The 17,743-nt window shown below is 61.5% G+C and carries 16 protein-coding genes; 8 read left to right on the top strand and 8 right to left on the bottom strand.

The features are described from left to right. Window positions 1-57 precede the first annotated feature (57 nt). From ACFWYE_RS12825 to ACFWYE_RS12845, 5 genes are all read left to right on the top strand, one after another. Entirely contained in the window at window positions 58-369 is a 312-nt protein-coding gene (locus tag ACFWYE_RS12825) for a hypothetical protein (RefSeq protein WP_129412689.1), read from the top strand. A gap of 221 nt (window positions 370-590) precedes the next feature. Next, window positions 591-1,019, top strand: coding sequence for a MerR family transcriptional regulator (locus tag ACFWYE_RS12830; protein ID WP_379111752.1), 429 nt, complete (start codon window positions 591-593; stop codon window positions 1,017-1,019). Then, a complete protein-coding gene (locus tag ACFWYE_RS12835; RefSeq protein WP_379111754.1) occupies window positions 955-1,374 on the top strand; it encodes a carboxymuconolactone decarboxylase family protein in 420 nt (139 codons plus the stop codon). The genes ACFWYE_RS12830 and ACFWYE_RS12835 overlap by 65 nt, the downstream gene beginning before the upstream one ends. 196 nt (window positions 1,375-1,570) lie before the next feature. Beyond that, entirely contained in the window at window positions 1,571-2,527 is a 957-nt protein-coding gene (locus tag ACFWYE_RS12840) for a DUF2865 domain-containing protein (protein WP_379111756.1), read from the top strand. A gap of 140 nt (window positions 2,528-2,667) precedes the next feature. Next, on the top strand, window positions 2,668-3,762 hold the full coding sequence (locus ACFWYE_RS12845) for a DUF930 domain-containing protein (RefSeq protein ID WP_379111758.1): 1,095 nt from the start codon (window positions 2,668-2,670) through the stop codon (window positions 3,760-3,762). A gap of 51 nt (window positions 3,763-3,813) precedes the next feature. On the opposite strand, the gene ACFWYE_RS12850 is transcribed toward ACFWYE_RS12845, so the two are convergent. Together ACFWYE_RS12850 and ACFWYE_RS12855 are read right to left on the bottom strand one after the other, a co-directional pair. Beyond that, window positions 3,814-5,589 (bottom strand): hypothetical protein, encoded by a 1,776-nt coding sequence (locus ACFWYE_RS12850; protein ID WP_379111760.1) that lies wholly within the window; start codon window positions 5,587-5,589, stop codon window positions 3,814-3,816. Window positions 5,590-5,663: 74 nt separating this feature from the next. After that, entirely contained in the window at window positions 5,664-6,953 is a 1,290-nt protein-coding gene (locus ACFWYE_RS12855) for an adenylosuccinate synthase (RefSeq protein WP_379111762.1), read from the bottom strand. Window positions 6,954-7,162: 209 nt separating this feature from the next. Between ACFWYE_RS12855 and ACFWYE_RS12860 the strand changes: the two genes are divergently transcribed. From ACFWYE_RS12860 to ACFWYE_RS12870, 3 genes are all read left to right on the top strand, one after another. Further along, window positions 7,163-8,053 carry a DMT family transporter gene (locus ACFWYE_RS12860; RefSeq protein ID WP_379111764.1) on the top strand — a complete coding sequence of 297 codons (891 nt, stop codon included), beginning with the start codon at window positions 7,163-7,165 and terminating at the stop codon, window positions 8,051-8,053. A 130-nt stretch (window positions 8,054-8,183) separates the two neighbouring features. After that, window positions 8,184-9,893: a SulP family inorganic anion transporter gene (locus ACFWYE_RS12865; protein ID WP_379111766.1), complete on the top strand. Its 1,710-nt coding sequence runs from the start codon at window positions 8,184-8,186 to the stop codon at window positions 9,891-9,893. Between the two features lie 3 nt (window positions 9,894-9,896). Next, window positions 9,897-10,514 carry a ParB-like protein gene (locus ACFWYE_RS12870; protein WP_379111768.1) on the top strand — a complete coding sequence of 206 codons (618 nt, stop codon included), beginning with the start codon at window positions 9,897-9,899 and terminating at the stop codon, window positions 10,512-10,514. 75 nt (window positions 10,515-10,589) lie between these two features. Here ACFWYE_RS12870 and serA read toward each other — a convergent pair whose 3' ends face one another. The 6 genes from serA to ACFWYE_RS12900 form a co-directional block, all read right to left on the bottom strand. Continuing rightward, window positions 10,590-12,191 (bottom strand): phosphoglycerate dehydrogenase, encoded by a 1,602-nt coding sequence (gene serA / locus ACFWYE_RS12875; RefSeq protein ID WP_379065754.1) that lies wholly within the window; start codon window positions 12,189-12,191, stop codon window positions 10,590-10,592. A 126-nt stretch (window positions 12,192-12,317) separates the two neighbouring features. Further along, window positions 12,318-13,493, bottom strand: coding sequence for a phosphoserine transaminase (locus ACFWYE_RS12880; protein ID WP_379111770.1), 1,176 nt, complete (start codon window positions 13,491-13,493; stop codon window positions 12,318-12,320). 197 nt (window positions 13,494-13,690) lie between these two features. Beyond that, complete coding sequence (locus ACFWYE_RS12885) at window positions 13,691-14,575, bottom strand: outer membrane protein (RefSeq protein WP_379111772.1); 885 nt, start codon at window positions 14,573-14,575, stop codon at window positions 13,691-13,693. 245 nt (window positions 14,576-14,820) lie between these two features. Beyond that, window positions 14,821-15,852 (bottom strand): peptidoglycan -binding protein, encoded by a 1,032-nt coding sequence (locus ACFWYE_RS12890; RefSeq protein ID WP_379111774.1) that lies wholly within the window; start codon window positions 15,850-15,852, stop codon window positions 14,821-14,823. Further along, complete coding sequence (locus tag ACFWYE_RS12895) at window positions 15,853-16,875, bottom strand: MotA/TolQ/ExbB proton channel family protein (RefSeq protein ID WP_379065762.1); 1,023 nt, start codon at window positions 16,873-16,875, stop codon at window positions 15,853-15,855. It lies immediately after the preceding gene. A gap of 90 nt (window positions 16,876-16,965) precedes the next feature. Beyond that, the gene (locus ACFWYE_RS12900) at window positions 16,966-17,658 is read right to left on the bottom strand and encodes a hemolysin III family protein (RefSeq protein ID WP_379065764.1); all 693 of its coding nucleotides are present in this window, start codon (window positions 17,656-17,658) and stop codon (window positions 16,966-16,968) included. Between the last annotated feature and the right edge of the window lie 85 nt (window positions 17,659-17,743).

Raw genomic sequence — 17,743 nt, forward strand, 5'->3', positions numbered from 1 at the left:
GGGGCGGATCGTGCTACCGTTGGCGAGTATTCGTTGGCCGACGGAGGAGGAGTTTCCATGGCAGAACCGACCGGGTGGCGTCACATGTCGAGCGCGCCGAAAGACGGCAGCCGGGTTCTGGTTACGGTGAGATCATCCGAGCAGGGACCTGCGGAAGTCGACGTCGCCTATTGGGCGAGGGCCGACCAGTTCGGCATGGAAGGATGGCGGGCCAATGATTCCTATCCCGGCCATATGATCGAATATGCCGATCCCGAATTGAAATGCTGGATGCCGTTGCCGAGCGCCAACGCGAACACGAGTGCGCTGGCCGATATGCCGAGGCCCTGGGAAGGCAGCGAAGAGGAACTCTACGGCTCGGGCATCTAGGCCGCGAACCCACAAAAGCAGCCCTCCGGTGTCGCGGATGTCGACATGCGGGTCGACTTCGGTACCTGGCATCTGCAACAGATTTTTCGCTTGGAAATCAACGACGCCGTCGCATCGCGAAACCTGGTATCCCGGCGACACGACGAAGCTTCAAACTCCTCTTGACTTAGAGTGCACTCTAACCGGTAGCTTTCTCTGCGTCGTGACGAAAGAAGGCGTTGATGAAGATTGGCGAGCTGGCAAAGCGTTCGGGACTGTCTGCCCACACCATCCGTTATTATGAGCGGATCGGGCTGCTTCCCCATGCCGACAGGGACCAATCGGGCCAACGTGATTACGACGCATCGATCCTGACCTGGATGGAATTTCTCGATCGTCTCAAGACGACCGGGATGCCTATACGGGAAATGCTGCGTTACGCGGCCTTGCGGGAGCGCGGCGGCGACACGGAAGCGGAGCGCGGCGCATTGCTCGAGCAGCACCGTGAGCGTGTCCGTGCGCATGTGGCCAAGCTGCAAGCCTGCCTTCTCGTCCTCGACACCAAGATTGCCGGATATGCCGGCATGAAACAGAGGATGAAGGACTATGACGCATCAATCCCCGGACGTCAGCGAAAGCCGGCTGGACCGCGGCAAGCGGGCGCTCGCTGAAATCGACGGCGAAGCCGGCCACAAGGTTATTGCCGCTCTGGCCGACGTCGCTCCCGATTTCGCAAACTACGTGTTCGAGTTCTCGTTCGGCGACATTTACAGCCGCCCTGGCCTCGACCTGCGCGCCCGCGAGATCGCGACCATCGCCGCGCTGACGGCGATCGGAACCGCGACCCCGCAACTGAAAGTCCATATCGAGGCGGGGCTGAATGTCGGGCTGAGCAAGGACGAAATCACCGAAATCATGATCCAGATGGCGGTTTATGCCGGCTTTCCCGCGGCGCTCAACGGGTTGTTTGCGGCCAAGGAAGTCTTTGCCGCCAGATTTCCCGTCCAGGAGGGCGAAGCGGCATGATTGAAGCTTCTCCGCTCCAGAGTATCCCGGCTCTCGATCCCACGTCATCGATCATGCTTAATGGATCGTATCTGGATCCCGCCCGGCGCGTAACCACATTTGCTGGATATATTATGAAGTACTTTCACAAGGCTGTGACGTTGGTATAGCCTGATACAAAGCTGAGAAATCCAGTGCGTATCAAGGTGTTGCAGGCATGCGTATTCTTGAAGCTGGTTTTGGCTGTTTCAGGCGCGAGGGACCCATTTTCCTCCTTTGCTGCCGCTTCATTTCGGCATCGCTGATCTGCATCTTCGCTTTCGGCACGCTGACGGCATCCCCGGCGCTGGCCGACGAGTGCTCATCGCTGGCGCGCCAGATCCGCAGCAGCGGCAGTGGAGGCACCAATCCGCAACAGGCCCAGCTGCGGCGACAGCTTGTCGCCATCCAGGCACTCGAGCGGCGGCGGCAGTGTTCGGGCAAGGGCTCCGGCGGTTTCTTCGACCCCTGTGGTGACCTTGCGCGCATGCGCGCCGATGTGCTGAGGCAGATGGCGTCCGCAAGCGGAGGACGCGACGCATCCGTTCTGCAGGCTCGTTACATCGCGCTTGGCTGTGTGCCGGAGCGACGCGAACGGCCGGCGCGCGATACCGCTTCGGGTCCGATGTCGATCGGCGGTGCTTCGATGCTCTATTGCGTGCGGCCCTCGGACGGCTATTTCTTCCCGGCACCGAAATCGCAGTTCGCCAGGGATACAGACCTGAAGGAGACCACTGACCAGTGCCGCTTCATCTGCGATGATCCAGGCATGGAGGTATTCGCCCTGACCGATCCCAGCCTGGAAACCGATGAGATGGTCTCGGTCGCCGAACGCAAACCCTACAAGGATCTGGCGACGGCGTTTCGTTACCGCGACGCCGCGGCGTTCAAGAGCTGCGACCTGCGACGTTACTACAGCCGGGTCAGCGAAATGCGCGCACGCACGGTAACGCCGGGCAATATGGAAAACGCAGTCATTCCGCTACCAGCGGGGAGGCCGGAACAGAACGTGTCGGAGCTATCGGCTGTCGGCGCGATGAACGGCAATTTACCCACGCCCCTGGCCTTGATGGAAGAGCCTGCAATCAATCGAGCCGTGCGCATCGTCGGACCGGCCTTTCTGCCGAATCCTTGAAGACACCTGCCAGTCTTTTCGGGCAATCGGAGCAATGCAGCCGCCGCACGGCAATCTCGTGCTGTGTCATAAACGAATTGAACGGCGGCGGCTGACGCCAATGCTTGATGTCGCCGTTATTTCGTCCCACATCGGTCAGGATGAACAGTGACGCGCGGGAGCATGATGGTGGTGTGCTGTGGGGCTTGACCCCATCGCTGATCCTGCATGCGCTTATCATCGCGCTTCTGGTCTACGGTTCGTCGAGGCTTCCGCAACAGCATCCGGACGATGGAGCGGTCAGTGTCGTCATGGTGCCGCCGCCCGAACAAGTGAAGCCGGAACCGGTTCCGCCGCCAGAGACCAAGGTCGAAAAACCGCCGGAACCGAAGGTCGAAAAACCGGTCGAGCAGAAAGTCGAAAAGCCGTCCCCGCCGCCGTCGTCCATCGAAGAGCTGAAGCCTGTTTTCCAGTACGGAGCCAAGGATTCCGGTCCAAGGCGATCCCTGGACGGCAACAGCGCGCAGGAAAGCTCGGCGTCGCCGACGAAGACAGAAGATCCGAAGCAGCCCGGTGGCGTGAAAGACAGCGAGAACAAATCCGCAGCTGAGCCGGAGCGCCAGAAACAGGAAGACACGGCAAGCAATCGCGAAGCCATTCAGGATGCAGCGAAGGATGGGAGTTCAGCGAAGCCTGACCAGCCAGAGGCCAAGGCGGCGGGTGCCGATGAACAGGAGGCCGTGACCGATGGATCCGGCGAAATCGAGCTTCCCGTGGCTGCAGCGGCGCCACAGCCCAGGCCGGCAAGAGGGCCGAAGCCGGCAAGCGCCGGCCCCAAAAAGTCAAGTTCCGCGGATGTGGCCGTCGCCGCGTCGCAAGGATATTCCAGCCTTCCGGGTGTCAGGCGGCTCTATTCGCAAGGCGCGACCGGCGATCCCTTCGCCGGGGCCTCGATGGACGGGGTGCCGCGTGATCAACGGGCGGGCAAGCTTTGCGCAAGTGCATTGCAGCAGCAACTTCTCGACGAAGGTTACTTTCCCGGATTGCTTCCATACCGTCTGCTCAAGTCGGGCAATGTCCTGGACGTTCCGGACGCCACCTTTCGCACGCGAACGGCATGGTACAGGGTGAGCTTCAGATGCGAGGTCGACGCCAATGCGACGCGGGTGTTGTCCTTTGTTTCCCGTACCGGAGCTCTTGTCCCGCAGGCTGAATGGGCAGCCCTCGATCGGTCTGCCCGAAAACAAGATTTGTAAAAGTGCCAGGGGATCTAGTCTAGACCGCTATGACCGCTATGGCTGCAGCGATCACCCGGACGTTTTCGCCTGCCAGGCCTTGAGTGCCTCGTCGAAGACCTTGTCGCCGGGCAAGCCCTTTTCCATGGTGATCAGCGCGCGCCGTCCCGATTTGTAGACGACTGGGATGTCGATCCATTCCTGGTTGCGCAGCAGGGTCAGGTTGGCATCCTGGTCGGCCTTGGTGTCGTTCAGCGCGACCAGGAAATAGCCGTCGGCGATCTTGGCGGGCACGCCGATCAGCGGGCTGCCGGCTTCCTGCTCGGACGTCTTCATGGCGATGCGCAGCACATTGTCGATGCCGCCGCCTTCGAAGCCCTGCGGGGTCAGGAAGATCATCTCGATGATGTGGCTGGCCGGCAGGGTCTGGTCGGCGTTGCGGCGGATGGTCATGCGCAATTGCACGTCCTTGGCCGGCACCGTCACTTCGGCACGGATCGCCGGCTCTGGAGGCGCGTCGCCGCCCGGCGATTCCTGGACAACGGACCAGACGATGTTGCCTGGCTGGGCCGATCCTTCAGCCGAGCTGGTGCGTTCCTCGTAATAGATCGCCTTCTGGCCGACCGGGATTGCAGCCGGCTGGTTTCCTGCTTCCGGCGCGGGAGGCGTCGTTGCAGGAGTTGCCGGGGCTTCGGTGCCGGATGCCGGCGGTTGTCCCTGCGCTGGTTGTGTCTGGGCCGGCGGTGTTGCGGGTGGCGGCGTCGTCAGGGCCACGATGGACGTGCCTTCGCCAACGCTGGTGCTGCCTCCGGCGCGACCCGGGTCCGTCTCCTTGCCGTCGGGCAGCAGGCGCTGGGTGAGTTTCTGCGACTCGCCATTCTCCGCCGCTGGAGCGGGGGTCGGGCTGGTGGCCGTGTTCGGTTGAGTGGGCGCCGGTTCGGCGGGCTTAGCCGGTGTCGCCGGCTGCGCAGGCGTGTTGTCGGCGGTCTCCGTCTTGCCGAGGCCGAACATGTCCTTGAAGGCGTCCCTGTTCAGCCAGATGCCGTATCCACCGCCGCCCAGGACCGCGAGCGCCACGACTGCGGCGATGACGCGGCTGAACCCACGCTTCTGTTCCGGCTCCTCGATGTCGTCGAAGGTTTCGTCGGCGACATCGTCGATAGACTGATCCCTGAAGACCGAATCGTGGGTCACCCGTTCGGCTTCACGCCGCGTGTTGGCTTCGAAGGCCTGCGCCAGCGGGCGCTCGGGCGTTGGCTCTGTCGGTTTGCCAAGGTCGAAGATGGGTTTGGTTTCAGCCTTTGGTTTGGGCCAGACCGGCTCAAGCGCCGGTTGTGAGCCGAACAGGTTAGGCTCCGACTTTGGCGCGGGAGTGGATTCCAATTTTGGCGCGGGAGCGGGCTCCGGCTTCAGCGCAGGCTGGGGTTTCAGGTCAGGTTGACGTGCTTCTGGCAGCGGGCGCTGCCAGGAAGGCGGCGCAGAGCGTTCGTCCGTGCGAGCGGGCGCCGGCGTTTGCGGTGCGGGAACCGGCGTCTCGGTTTTCGTCGCAGGTCGCGCGTGGCTCTGCTGGGTCCGGTTGCGATCGATCGAGGAGAAGATGTTCTCGAGTTCCGCAAGGGGGTCGAGCGGTTGTGCCGTTTTTGTGTAGTCTTTCTCGACCGCGTCAATCGCATCCTCGAGCGCCTTGCGCTGACGATCGGCAACCGCGGCAGGCGGCGGCGGGTTGATCGCTGCGAGCTTGCTCTCGATGGTGGCGCGCGCCTTGTCGTAGACCTTGGCGCGTACGTCCGGCGTCGTCTCGCCGAGCCCATCGAGCGTCTTTTTCAGAACCGCAACGAAATCTGCCATGCTTCAATCGAACCTGTCGTTCGTTTCCAGGACAGGCCCCCCGCAAATCAGTGGGCCGGTCAGGTCTTTGACAATTAATCTTCAAACGGATCGGTCACAAGTATGGTGTCGTCCCGCTCAGGGCTGGTGGAGAGGAGTGCTACCGGCGCACCGATCAATTCCTCGATGTAGCGCACGTATTTCACTGCCTGTGCCGGCAATTCGGCCCAACTTCTCGCCCCTGCAGTCGTTTGCGACCATCCCTCCAATGTTTCGTAGATCGGCTTAACCGCAGCTTGTGCCCGCATTGAGGCAGGCAGATAGTCTATCCGCTGGCCATCGAGTTCATAGCCGACGCAGACCTTGATCTCCTTCAGCCCATCCAGAACATCGAGCTTGGTCAGAGCGATGCCGGTGATGCCCGACGTCTTGACCGTCTGGCGCACCAGAACGGCGTCGAACCAGCCGCAGCGGCGCGGGCGACCGGTGTTGACTCCGACCTCGCGGCCGACCGTAGCCAGATGCCGCCCGACCTCATCGTCCAGTTCGCAAGGGAAGGGCCCTTCGCCGACGCGTGTCGTGTAGGCCTTGGTGATGCCGAGCACATAGCCGATCGCGGTCGGCCCGAGGCCCGAGCCGGCTGCAGCCTGGCCCGCCACCGTATTGGAGGAGGTGACGAAAGGATAAGTGCCGTGATCGTTGTCGAGCAGCGCACCCTGCGCGCCCTCAAACAGGATGCGGGCGCCAGTCCGACGCTTTTCATCCAGCACACGCCAGACCTGGTCCATGAAAGGCAGGATCTCGTCGGCGACGGAGGTGAGTTCGTCATGGATCGTCTGGGGATCGACCTCGTTCAAACCCATGCCGCGCCGCAGCGCGTTGTGATGGGTGAGCAGACGCTCGATCTTGAGCATCAGCGTTTCCGGCTCGGCGAGGTCGATGAGGCGGATCGACCGGCGTCCCACCTTGTCTTCATAGGCCGGGCCGATGCCGCGCCGGGTGGTGCCGATCTTGAGGCCTGAATTCCCGTCTTCGCGGATAGCGTCGAGCTCGCGATGTAGCGACAGAATCAGCGGGGCATTGTCGGCGATGCGCAGGATTTCCGGGGTGATCGTCACGCCCTGATCCCGCAGTTTCTGCAGTTCCGTGATGAAGTGGTGCGGGTCGACCACCACACCATTGCCGATGACCGAGAGCTTGCCCTGCACAAGGCCCGAGGGCAGCAGTGCCAGCTTGTAACTGACGCCATCGATGACCAGTGTGTGACCGGCATTGTGGCCGCCATGGAAGCGCACGACCACATCGGCGCGGTCGGCCAGCCAGTCCACGATCTTGCCTTTGCCTTCGTCGCCCCATTGCGAGCCGACGACCACCACATTGGCCATGTCACTATCCCTTGCTCAACACCAAAAGCGGGCCTCGAAGCCCGCCACGACAGGCCCATATAGCCCCAAGCCCTCCGTTGCGCGACCCTTTCTTTGCCGTGAAAGGCATTCCTAGCCACAAGATTTTGGCCTTTTGCATCATTTACTTGCATGGAGCAGCACCATAGTCGGGTTGTCATCGTCCGGGCCGATCCGGCGGAGACTGCCGCATGCACCGCAAAGCCTATGTCCTGCTTCTTCTCACCACGCTGCTGTGGGGCGGCAACGCCGTGGCTGGAAAACTCGCCGTCGGCCATGTCTCGCCGATGACGCTGGTGTTCTTCCGCTGGGTGCTGGCCGTGGTCATCCTGCTGCCGATAGGCGGCCGCGCCTTGGTGGAAGACTGGCCGGTCATCCGGCGTCACCTGTTCCTGCTTCTCGTTCTCGGCGCGTGCGGCTTTTCGCTTTTCAATGTGATTTTCTATGCCGCGCTGAACTACACGACCGCGATCAATGTCTCGATCGAGCAGGCCAGCATGCCGATCCTGATCATTGTCGCGAACTTCCTGTTCTTTCGTCTCAGGATCGGCTGGCTGCAGGCGCTTGGCGTCTTGCTGACCATCGTCGGTGTCATTCTCACCGCGAGCCACGGCGATCCGACACAACTGCTGAAACTCAACCTGAACTTCGGCGATGCGATCATGCTGATCGCCGTCGTGCTCTACAGCGGCTATTCGGTCGGCCTGCGACTGAAACCCGCCCTGCAATGGCAGAGCCTGATGTTGGCCCTGTCGATCGCCGCACTCGTGGTTTCGGTGCCGTTCTTCATCTGGGAAGTCGCCAGCGGCACGGCCATCTTTCCGGATCCGGCAGGATGGGCGATCACACTCTACACAGCGCTCGGCGCGTCGGTGATCTCGCAGCTCACCTATATTCGCGGCATCGAGCTGATCGGCGCCAATCGCGCCGGGCTTTTCATCAACCTGGTACCGATTTTCGGCACCTTGCTGTCAATTCTGATCCTGGGTGAGGATTTTCACCTCTACCATGCCATAGCCTTGGCGCTGGTCTTTGGCGGCATCTGGCTGGCCGAGCATGGCAGCCGTCGCTCGGCTGCCTGAACGGTGTCCGCAATCGTCAGGGCTCATCGGCCGCTTGTCCTTTGCAGGATATGGCCTAGGTTGATGCGCGGAGACCCGACTAGGGAAGCTGGATATGCAGGAGGGGATCGGAGTTCGAGGCGGGACGCCGATGGCGAAACCGGTTCTGTTTCTTCGAGGCCTGCAAGGCTGGAGCCGAGGTGATCTCAGTGGTGACCTGTTCGCCGGCCTGACCCTCGCGGCGATTGCCATTCCCGAGCAGATAGCAACAGCCCGCCTGGGCGATTTCTCTCCGGAACTTGGGCTCTTCGCCTTCATTGCCGCCGTGCTCGCGTTCGCGTTGTCTGGTGCCAGCCGGCTCTTATCGGTGGGCGCGGATTCGACCATCACGCCGATCTTGGCCGGCGGACTTGCGCTGATCGCGACTTCGGGTTCGCCACATTATGTGACGATGGCCGCGCTGCTTGCGCTGATGGTAGGGGCGATCGTTCTGGTCGGCGGATTGCTCAGGCTGGGCTGGATCGCGGATCTCCTGTCCGTGCCGGTGATGGCTGGTTTTCTTGCCGGCATTGCCGTGCACATCCTGGTGTCGCAATTGCCGGAGCTGCTTGGCCTGCCGCCCGGCAGTGGCAATGTATTTCAGCGTCTGGCGGCTGTCAGGGCCGATCTCGGCCAAATCAATTTCTGGAGCCTGGCGCTTGGCGTCGCGGTGTTCGCGATTGTCACGGGATGCGAGCGTATAAGCCTGCGCATTCCAGGCGCGCTGATCGCGCTGGCACTGGCTACGCTGGCCGTGACCGCACTCGACCTGACAGTTCGCGGTGTCGCGGTCCTGGGTAGTCTGCCTGCGGGTCTGCCGGGTCTCGGCCTGCCGCAGGTGAGCTTCGACGACATGCGTACGCTGGTTCCGCTGGCTCTGCTGGTGGCGATCATCGTCATGGTGCAGACGGCTGCAACGACGCGCTCCTTCGCTGGTGATTCGGGCCGGCCTGCCGATGTGAATCGCGATTTCGTCGGCGTCGGTGCGGCCAGCCTGCTGTCCGGACTGGCGGGCGCCTTTCCCGTCAATGCCAGTCCGCCGCGTACGGCCATCGTCAGTGAGACCGGCGGACGTTCGCAGCTCTCCTGCCTGATCGCGGCGGCAGTCGTGCTGTTGCTCGTGCTGTTCGGGAAAGGCCTGCTGGCCAACGTGCCGCAAGCCGCTCTTGCCGGCATCCTGTTTTTCGTGGCGATGCGCATCCTGCGCTGGCAGACGTTCCTTGGCACGTTTCGCCAGGCGCCGCTGGAATTCGTGCTGATCATGATCACGGCGATTGCCATCATCGCCCTTCCGATCGAGGTTGGCGTGGCCATCGGCATTGGCCTTTCCCTGCTGCATGGCCTCTGGGGCATGACGCAGGCAAACGCGATCGAGTTCGAGAAAGTACCCGGCACATCGATCTGGTGGCCGCCGGGGGCCGAGCCCGCAGGCGAGCGGGTCCCCGGCGTGCTGGTGCTCGCGTTCCAGGCTCCACTTTCCTTCGTCAATGCAGAGAGGTTCGCTGAGGATTTCCGGACGATGATCGACGCCCGCGTCGTGAGACACGTCGTCTTTGAAGCAAGCAGCGTCATCGACATAGACTTCACCGCGGCGCAAGCCCTTCGGGCGGTGATCGGGCATTGCCGAAAAGCCGGCATCTCCTTCCGGATCGCCAGATTGGAAGCGGTACGGGCACAAAGAGCACTGGAGCGGTTCGGCATCGTGGCGATGCTGGGGCCGCACGCCATTTTCCGCAGCGTCGACAACGCCATAGCAGACATCATCACTGGCGAGCGGGACGGGCGTGAGCAGACGCCGCCGCCATCAACTTCGGAAGGATGAACCATGCCACGGAACATCGTCCCAGTCCTGCATCCGGTATCCGTCGCCGAATTGCGCCCGACACAAATGACCGTCGGCCTGCGCGAGGTGGCGCTCAAACGCAAGGAGCTGCGCGCGTTGGCGGCAGGCAAGAAGGACGATTTTCTCGGGCTACATCTCATCCCTGCGGTGATCGGCCCAAAGCAGCGTCCCTTCGTGGTCGACCATCATCATCTTGCCCGCGCCTTGCATGAAGAGGGTATCGGAAAGGTGCTGATCAGCGTGCTCGCGGACCTGTCGCGGCTCACCAAGGAAGAATTCCTGGTTTTCCTGGATAACCGTGCCTGGATGCATCCTTTCGATGCATCGGGGCGCCGGCGCGCTTACGAAGACTTGCCGAAATCGGTCGACAGGCTGGTCGACGATCCGTTTCGCAGTCTGGCTGGCGCGGTAAGAAGAGCTGGCGGTTACGCCAAGGACACGACGCCGTTCGCGGAATTCCTTTGGGCGGATTTCTTCCGCCGGCGCATTGATCCCGGCCTCCTCGCCGACAATTTCGACAGGGTAGCCAGGAAGGCCGCCGCGTTGGCGCGGGATAAATCCGCAAGCCATCTGCCAGGCTGGAGCGGCCCCGACGACTGAGCATTCCAGCGTCGTGTCGGCAGATGCAGAAAGGCGCGGGGTTTGCCCGCGCCCTTCGAAGTCCGTGAAAGACGATCAGGCCGGACCGACGTCGAACTGCAGCCGCTTGGCCGAATCGATCGTCTGGTGTGCGCGCAACTTGGCCAGGACTTCTTCGGGGAACGGAGCATCGAGGTAGAGCAATGCGATCGCATCGCCACCCGGCCGATTGCGGCCGAGCTGGAAGTTGGCGATGTTGACGCCGTTCTCGCCGCAGACCGTGCCGAGCAGGCCGATGATGCCGGGCGCATCGGCGTTGGTGGTGTAGAGCATGTGCTGGCCCACCTCCGCGTCGAGATTGATGCCCTTGATCTGGATGAAGCGCGGCTTGCCGTCGGAGAAGCAGGTACCGGCGATCGAGCGTGTCATGTGTTCCGTCTTGACGCTCAGCTTGATATAGCCGTCGAACACGCCCGATTTGTCGCGCTTGACCTCGGCGACGATGATGCCGCGCTCCTTCACCATGATCGGCGCCGACACCATGTTCACATCGGCCACCTGGGGCCGGATCAGGCCGGCAAGCGCCGCACTGATCAGCGCCTTGGTGTTCATCTGTGCCGTTGAGCCGTCAAACAGGATCTCGACTTCCTTGATCGGGTCTTCGGTGACCTGGCCGACGAAGGCACCGAGCACCTCGGCCAGTTTGACGAAAGGCTTCAGCCTGGGAGCTTCTTCTGCCGTGATCGAAGGCATGTTGATGGCGTTGGTGACGGCTCCCTTGACCAGGTAATCCGCCATCTGTTCGGCCACCTGGAGTGCGACGTTCTCCTGCGCTTCGGAGGTCGAGGCGCCGAGATGTGGCGTGCAAACGACATTCTCCATATTGAAGAGTTCGTTCTGTTCCGCCGGCTCGACTTCGAAGACGTCGATGCCAGCACCCGCCACCTTGCCGCTCTTCAGGCCCGCGATAAGGTCCTTCTCGACCACCAGGCCACCGCGCGCGCAATTGATGATGCGCACGCCATCCTTCATCCTGGCGATGGCTTCGGCGTTGATGATGTTGCGCGTCTTGTCGGTCAGCGGCGTGTGCAGGGTGATGAAGTCGGCGCGGGCAAGCAGCTCGTCCAGATCCACCTTCTCGACACCCAGCTCCTCGGCACGCTGTTCGGACAGGAACGGGTCGAAAGCAACGACATGCATCTTCAGGCCGACGGCGCGGGTGGCGACGATCGAACCGATATTGCCGCAGCCGATAAGCCCGAGCGTCTTGCTGGTGATTTCGACGCCCATGAAACGGTTCTTTTCCCACTTGCCAGCGTGGGTCGAGGTATTTGCTTCCGGGATCTGCCGGGCGACAGCGAACATCAATGCGATGGCATGTTCCGCCGTGGTGATCGAATTGCCGAAGGGGGTGTTCATGACGATGATGCCGCGTCGCGACGCGGCGGGAATATCGACGTTGTCGACGCCGATGCCGGCGCGCCCCACGACCTTCAGCCTGGTCGCTGCGGCAATCAGCTTTTCGGTGACCTTGGTCGCCGAGCGGATGGCGAGACCATCATACTGGCCAATGACTTCGAGCAGTTTTTCCTTGTCCTTGCCGAGGTCGGGCAGATAGTCGACCTCGACGCCGCGATCCTTGAAGATCTGCACGGCGGTGGTGGAGAGTTTGTCGGAAACGAGTACGCGGGGCGCCATTGCTGCCTCCTTGAAGAGTGATTGAATTGTTCGAAAAGAGGGCGGCCTCTTTGTTGGAGCATGATCTTCTCTGAAAACCGGTTTCCGCTTTTCGGGATCATGCTCCGGGGCCGCCGCAAGTCTGTGTCAGGCAGCGGCCTTGAGCGCGGCCTTCTGGTTGGCAAAGGCCCAGTCGAGCCATGCCGTCAGCGCAACCAGATCAGCCGTCTCGATCGTGGCGCCGGCCCAGATGCGGAGTCCGGGAGGAGCATCGCGATAGTGACCGATGTCGAAGGCGACGCCTTCCTTATCGAGCGCCGAGACGATGCCCTTGGCGAAAGCAGCCTGGCCGTCGGCGTCGAGCGCTGTGACATCCGGGTCGACGATCGAAAGACAGATCGAGGTATTCGAGCGCGTCTCCTCGACCGCAGCCAGATTGTCCAGCCAGGCCGTCCTCTGCACGAAGGCGTCGAGCGCTGCGAAATTGGCATCGGCACGGGCAATCAGCCCATCGAGGCCGCCGAGCTTCTTTGCCCAGTTCAAGGCGTCGAGATAGTCTTCCACGCACAGCATCGACGGTGTGTTGATCGTCTCACCCTTGAAGATGCCTTCAATCAGCTTGCCGCCCGAGGTCAGGCGGAAGATCTTGGGCAACGGCCAGGCCGGCTTGTAGGTCTCAAGCCGCTCGACGGCGCGCGGCGACAGGATCAGCATGCCGTGCGCGCCCTCGCCACCGAGCGCCTTCTGCCAGGAGAAGGTGACGACGTCGAGCTTGGCGAAATCGAGCCGCTGCGCGAAGGCCGCCGAGGTGGCATCGCAGATGGTCAGGCCTTTGCGATCATCCGGAATGAAATCGCCATTGGGCACGCGCACGCCGGAAGTCGTGCCATTCCAGGTGAAGACGACGTCGCGGTCGAAGTCAATTTTGGTCAGATCGGGAAGTTCGCCGTAAGGCGCCTCGAATTTGCGCACGTCTACGAGCTTGAGCTGCTTGACCACGTCGGTGATCCAGCCGGCGCCGAAGCTTTCCCAGGCGACCATGTCGACGCCGCGTTCACCGAGCAGCGACCAGAGCGCCATTTCGACGGCACCGGTATCGGACGCCGGAACGATGCCGATGCGGTAGTCGGCCGGGACCTGCAGGATCTCACGGGTGAGGTCGATGGCGTTGGCCAGCTTGACCTTGCCGATCTTGGCGCGGTGCGAGCGACCCAAGGCGGCATTCTTGAGCGCCTCGACTGACCAGCCGGGACGTTTCGCGCAGGGACCTGAGGAGAAATTGGGATTGGCCGGACGCACGTCCGGCGTGGGGAGAGCAGTCATCGTGGTCTATCCTTCCAGATAGTAAGCCCCTCGGTGGGGAGGGGTGGCCCACGGACGGCGATAGGACTTCGGCTTGCCGGCGTCAAGAGCAAAGTTTTTGTCGTTTGCGGGATATTGGCTTGGGGCGGCGGCAAAGCCACAAAAACAAACGGCAGGCCCACAGCCTGCCGTTTGTTTTTGTGGTGAGTGGACGTGTCCTACCAGAGATCGTAGCGAACACCGACCTTGAACTGGTGGTAGTCGATACCCTTGTTCAGGACCACCGCGTTGTTCTCGAACGAAACGTAGCGCGCGCTTGGTGCCGATTTGTATTCGTAGCCAAAGTCGAGCTCGACGTTCTTCGAGACCTGATAGGCAAAGCCGGCATTGAGCGAATAGATCAGCCCGAGCTGCTTTTCTGAGTCCGCCGAACCCTCATAGGTCCCAGCGTCGTCGCACCTGAAAGCCGTGGTTGTCGTCACGTTGCCGCCCTGGATCACCGTGGGAGACGGTTCGGTGCAATGGCGATCGCCCGTCGAACTGCGATACCTGGAATAGATCAGGCCAAGGCCACCACCGATGTAAGGTGTCAGGCCGGCAAACGTGCCGAGATCGACATAGAGGTTGGCGGTGCCATCGAAGGCGCTGTTGGTTCCGGCATTCTGCCCCTGGCAATTTTGCGATACACGCCGGCTGTCGTTAAAAACCGAATCCTCCCCGTTGACATTGTTAATAACCGTCGTCGTCGTCTGGGTTCCCTCGCAGCTCGACAGGAAATCGGTCGCGAATTCGCTTTTCGGCAGCAGGCCGAGGTTGAGCTCGGCGCGCAGGTAATCGGTGAGGTGATAGCCTATGCCGACCGAGCCGGAGACCGGATTGGTGCTTGATGAGAACGCCGCGGTGTTCTCGAAATACTTGTAGGGTTTGTTGAAATTGTACCCGACGTCGCCGCGCAGATACCACCCCGAACCAACCTCCACCGGTTGATATTCGGGCGCCTGATCAACATAGATCGGCGGATCGTAGTCGGCAGCCAGTGCCGACATCGGCGGCAGAAGCACTGCAGCAGCCAGAGCCAGCGCTATGTGCAATTTGAATTGCATGGATTCAAGCTCCCAAACCCGCGCCGATCACCACGCGATCACGGCCCCTTCTGAGAGCATTGTTAACTATAGTGGTTAAGTCACCGTTAAGGATAACGAACCGTTACCCATTTGATCTTGCTGGGCTTCGCGCAACTCCGGGAAAAGTGCGTGGTGGTTTTCCGTCCGGAATGGCCTGAAAACAAAGAGCTGGAGCGTTTCCGTGAAAAACGGAAACGCCCTGGCGGACGCCTGAACGTCTTGTCTCAGCGTTCGGTAAGCTTCAGCTCGATACGGCGATTCTTGGATCGTGCATCGTCGGTGTCGGTACCATCCAGCGGCTGATATTCGCCGAAGCCCGCTGCGACCAGCCGATTGGCCGGAACACCATTGGCGATCAGGAATTTGACCACGGAGGTCGCGCGCGCGGACGACAGTTCCCAATTGTCCTTGAAACGGCCGGTGCCCGAAAGCGGGCGATTGTCGGTATGCCCATCGACACGAAGCACCCAATTGATCTCGGGCGGAATTTCCTTCTGCAGTTCGATGATCGCATCGGCCAGCTTCTTCATCTCGACCTTGCCGGCGTCGTTGATTTCTTCAGAGCCGACCGGGAAAAGCACTTCGGACTGGAAAACGAAACGGTCACCGACGATGCGGATGTTCTCGCGGTCGGAAAGTATCTCGCGCAGGCGGCCGAAGAAATCCGAACGGTAGCGGTTCAGCTCCTGCACGCGCTGGGCAAGCGCGACGTTCAGACGACGGCCGAGATCGGCGATCTTTGTGTTGGATTCGCGGTCTCGTGTCTCAGACGCATTCAGCGCGTCCTCAAGGGCGGCGATCTGCTTGCGCAGCGCCGAGATCTGCTGATTGAGCAGTTCGACCTGGCTCAGCGCACGCTGGCTGACCTGGCGTTCGGTGTCGAGTTCTCCCTCCAGCTTGGTGGCACGCTGGCTGGCGGCATTGCCTGCACCTGAGCCGGCGTTCAGCAATTGTTGCAGGCGGCTTTTTTCGGCCTCGACCGCGGAGAGTGAAGCCTGCAGGTTGGCCAGAGAATCCTGAGCGTCCTGGCTGTTGCTCTTTTCCAGAGCCAGAAGCTGCGTCAGTTCGTTGATCTGGGCGTTGAGCCGGTTGAGCACCACATCCTTGCCGGAAATCTCGCGGCTGAGCAGGAACTGCGCCAGCACGAAGACGGAAAGCAGGAACATGATGGCAAGCAGCAATGTCGAAAGCGCATCGACGAAGCCCGGCCAATAATCGATGTGGCGATAGCTGCGTCGTCCCCTCGCGAGCGCCATTTAGTTGCGCTCCCGGCTTTTCAGGGCCTCGGCGATCTTGTCCAGTGTTGCGCGCATCGCCTTCTGCTCATCGGACTGCGCTTCCACCCAGTCGCGCATGATCTGCTGTTCGGAGCGCATGTTCTTGACCAGCCCGGAAATGCCATCGGCCAGATTGGCCATCGCGGTCGCGACGCGCGGGCTGGAGCTGTCGCTCTCGCTCATGTGACGCAGGCGCTCCGAAAGAGCGCGCAGCTCGTCGGAAGACTCCGAACGCGATGCATCGGTCGTGCCGACATCCGAAGAAAGGTCGGTGACCGTCGACAGCCAGTTCTCGAGCTCGGTGTAGAAGCGGTTTTGCGCGCGGCCGGCCTGCAGGTCGAGGAACCCAAGCACAAGTGAACCGGAGAGACCGAACAGCGAGGACGAAAAAGCGGTGCCCATGCCGGACAAGGGAGCCGACAGGCCCTGCTTCAATGCGTCAAGCACGGCTGCCGCGTCGCCCGAGCCGGGATCGAGCGACTGGATCGTCTCGCTGATCGAACCGATCGTATGCAGCAGGCCCCAGAAGGTTCCGAGCAGGCCGAGAAAAACCAGCAAGCCGACCAGATAGCGCGAGGTGTCGCGGCTTTCGTCGAGGCGGGTACCTATCGAATCGAGCATGGTTCGCATGGCGCTGGTCGAAAAAGCGAGCGAGGACGAGCGACCGATCATCGCTTTCATCGGGGCAAGCAACACCGGTTCGGTGGTTTCGGAACCAGCCCGGAACGAATTCACCCAGCGCACTTCGCGAAACAGCCTGCCAACCTGGACGAAAGCCAGCAGGATGCCGACGACCAGTACGCCGACGATCAAGCCGTTGAGGCCGGGATTGGTGACGAAAGCCGTCTGGATCTGACGGGAAAGGACAATGGCGATGAAGGCAACGATGGCCAGAAAGATCACCATCGTCAGCACGAAAACCTGTGGACTGGAAAGCTTGTGCGGGTCGTAGCTCAACACATCCGAACCCCGGCCAGCAGTCATGGATTTGAGAAAGGTCATTCCTGCCCCGTTTGCGATGTCGTCGCCGAATAGGATTGCCGCGACTCTAAACGGAAATGTGACGAAATTGGAAGGCGCCGAAATGCAGTGTCACAGCCGGTTGATGACCAGGCTGTCCAGCATGGCGGCAAAATGCAGGCCCGCGCCGGTGACGACGAAGCCGTGCCACAGCGCGTTGTGGAAACGCAGACCCTTCCAGACAAAGAAGATGACGCCCAGCGAATAGACGATGCCGCCGGCGAGCAGAAGACCGATGGCGGTTGGTGGCAGCGTTCCGACGAGCGGTTCGACCAGAACAATCCCGCTCCAGCCGATGGCGAGATAAAAGACGATGGCAAGACGGTCGAAGCGACCGGGCAGGAAGACCTTGATGGCGATTCCGGCAACAGCTGCCGTCCAGATCAGACCGAGCATCCAGCCGGCAAGCGTCGCGTCGCTGAGCTGAGCCAGAAAGGGTGTGTAGGTAGCGGCAATCAGCAGGTAGATCGCGGCATGATCAAACCTGCGCAACAGCCATTTCATGCGTGATGTAACGGGCCAGAGATTGTAGGCCATCGACACGGAAAGAACCGTAAGCAGTGCCACGACATAAAACACCGCGGCCACATATTCACCCGGCCCAGCGTGAAAGGCAGCCAGGGTCAGCATGGCCGAACCCGCAGCAATCGCCAGCACGATGCCGACGGCGTGGACGATGCCGTCAGCGATCATCTCGGCACGCGAATAGTGCCATCGCCCGACAAAGGGGATGTCGATAGCCGTCTCGGGCCGGCCTTCACTCATGGGTTCACCTGCATACACTTTATCTGGGCAGTCGCAGGCGAGTATTTCAAGCTTCTGTAACGGTTTCGTGGCTGCGGCGTACTTC

This window comes from Mesorhizobium sp. NPDC059025 (genome assembly GCF_042739655.1).
Lineage (GTDB): Bacteria > Pseudomonadota > Alphaproteobacteria > Rhizobiales > Rhizobiaceae > Mesorhizobium.

Excerpts from the sequence above, each read along its gene's own strand:
- ACFWYE_RS12825 (WP_129412689.1), top strand. The coding sequence starts at position 58 with ATGGCAGAACCGACCGGGTGGCGTCACATGTCGAGCGCGCCGAAAGAC.
- ACFWYE_RS12830 (WP_379111752.1), top strand. The coding sequence starts at position 591 with ATGAAGATTGGCGAGCTGGCAAAGCGTTCGGGACTGTCTGCCCACACC.
- ACFWYE_RS12835 (WP_379111754.1), top strand. The coding sequence starts at position 955 with ATGACGCATCAATCCCCGGACGTCAGCGAAAGCCGGCTGGACCGCGGC.
- ACFWYE_RS12840 (WP_379111756.1), top strand. The coding sequence starts at position 1,571 with ATGCGTATTCTTGAAGCTGGTTTTGGCTGTTTCAGGCGCGAGGGACCC.
- ACFWYE_RS12845 (WP_379111758.1), top strand. The coding sequence starts at position 2,668 with ATGAACAGTGACGCGCGGGAGCATGATGGTGGTGTGCTGTGGGGCTTG.
- ACFWYE_RS12850 (WP_379111760.1), bottom strand. The coding sequence starts at position 5,589 with ATGGCAGATTTCGTTGCGGTTCTGAAAAAGACGCTCGATGGGCTCGGC.
- ACFWYE_RS12855 (WP_379111762.1), bottom strand. The coding sequence starts at position 6,953 with ATGGCCAATGTGGTGGTCGTCGGCTCGCAATGGGGCGACGAAGGCAAA.
- ACFWYE_RS12860 (WP_379111764.1), top strand. The coding sequence starts at position 7,163 with ATGCACCGCAAAGCCTATGTCCTGCTTCTTCTCACCACGCTGCTGTGG.
- ACFWYE_RS12865 (WP_379111766.1), top strand. The coding sequence starts at position 8,184 with ATGGCGAAACCGGTTCTGTTTCTTCGAGGCCTGCAAGGCTGGAGCCGA.
- ACFWYE_RS12870 (WP_379111768.1), top strand. The coding sequence starts at position 9,897 with ATGCCACGGAACATCGTCCCAGTCCTGCATCCGGTATCCGTCGCCGAA.
- serA (WP_379065754.1), bottom strand. The coding sequence starts at position 12,191 with ATGGCGCCCCGCGTACTCGTTTCCGACAAACTCTCCACCACCGCCGTG.
- ACFWYE_RS12880 (WP_379111770.1), bottom strand. The coding sequence starts at position 13,493 with ATGACTGCTCTCCCCACGCCGGACGTGCGTCCGGCCAATCCCAATTTC.
- ACFWYE_RS12885 (WP_379111772.1), bottom strand. The coding sequence starts at position 14,575 with ATGCAATTCAAATTGCACATAGCGCTGGCTCTGGCTGCTGCAGTGCTT.
- ACFWYE_RS12890 (WP_379111774.1), bottom strand. The coding sequence starts at position 15,852 with ATGGCGCTCGCGAGGGGACGACGCAGCTATCGCCACATCGATTATTGG.
- ACFWYE_RS12895 (WP_379065762.1), bottom strand. The coding sequence starts at position 16,875 with ATGACCTTTCTCAAATCCATGACTGCTGGCCGGGGTTCGGATGTGTTG.
- ACFWYE_RS12900 (WP_379065764.1), bottom strand. The coding sequence starts at position 17,658 with ATGAGTGAAGGCCGGCCCGAGACGGCTATCGACATCCCCTTTGTCGGG.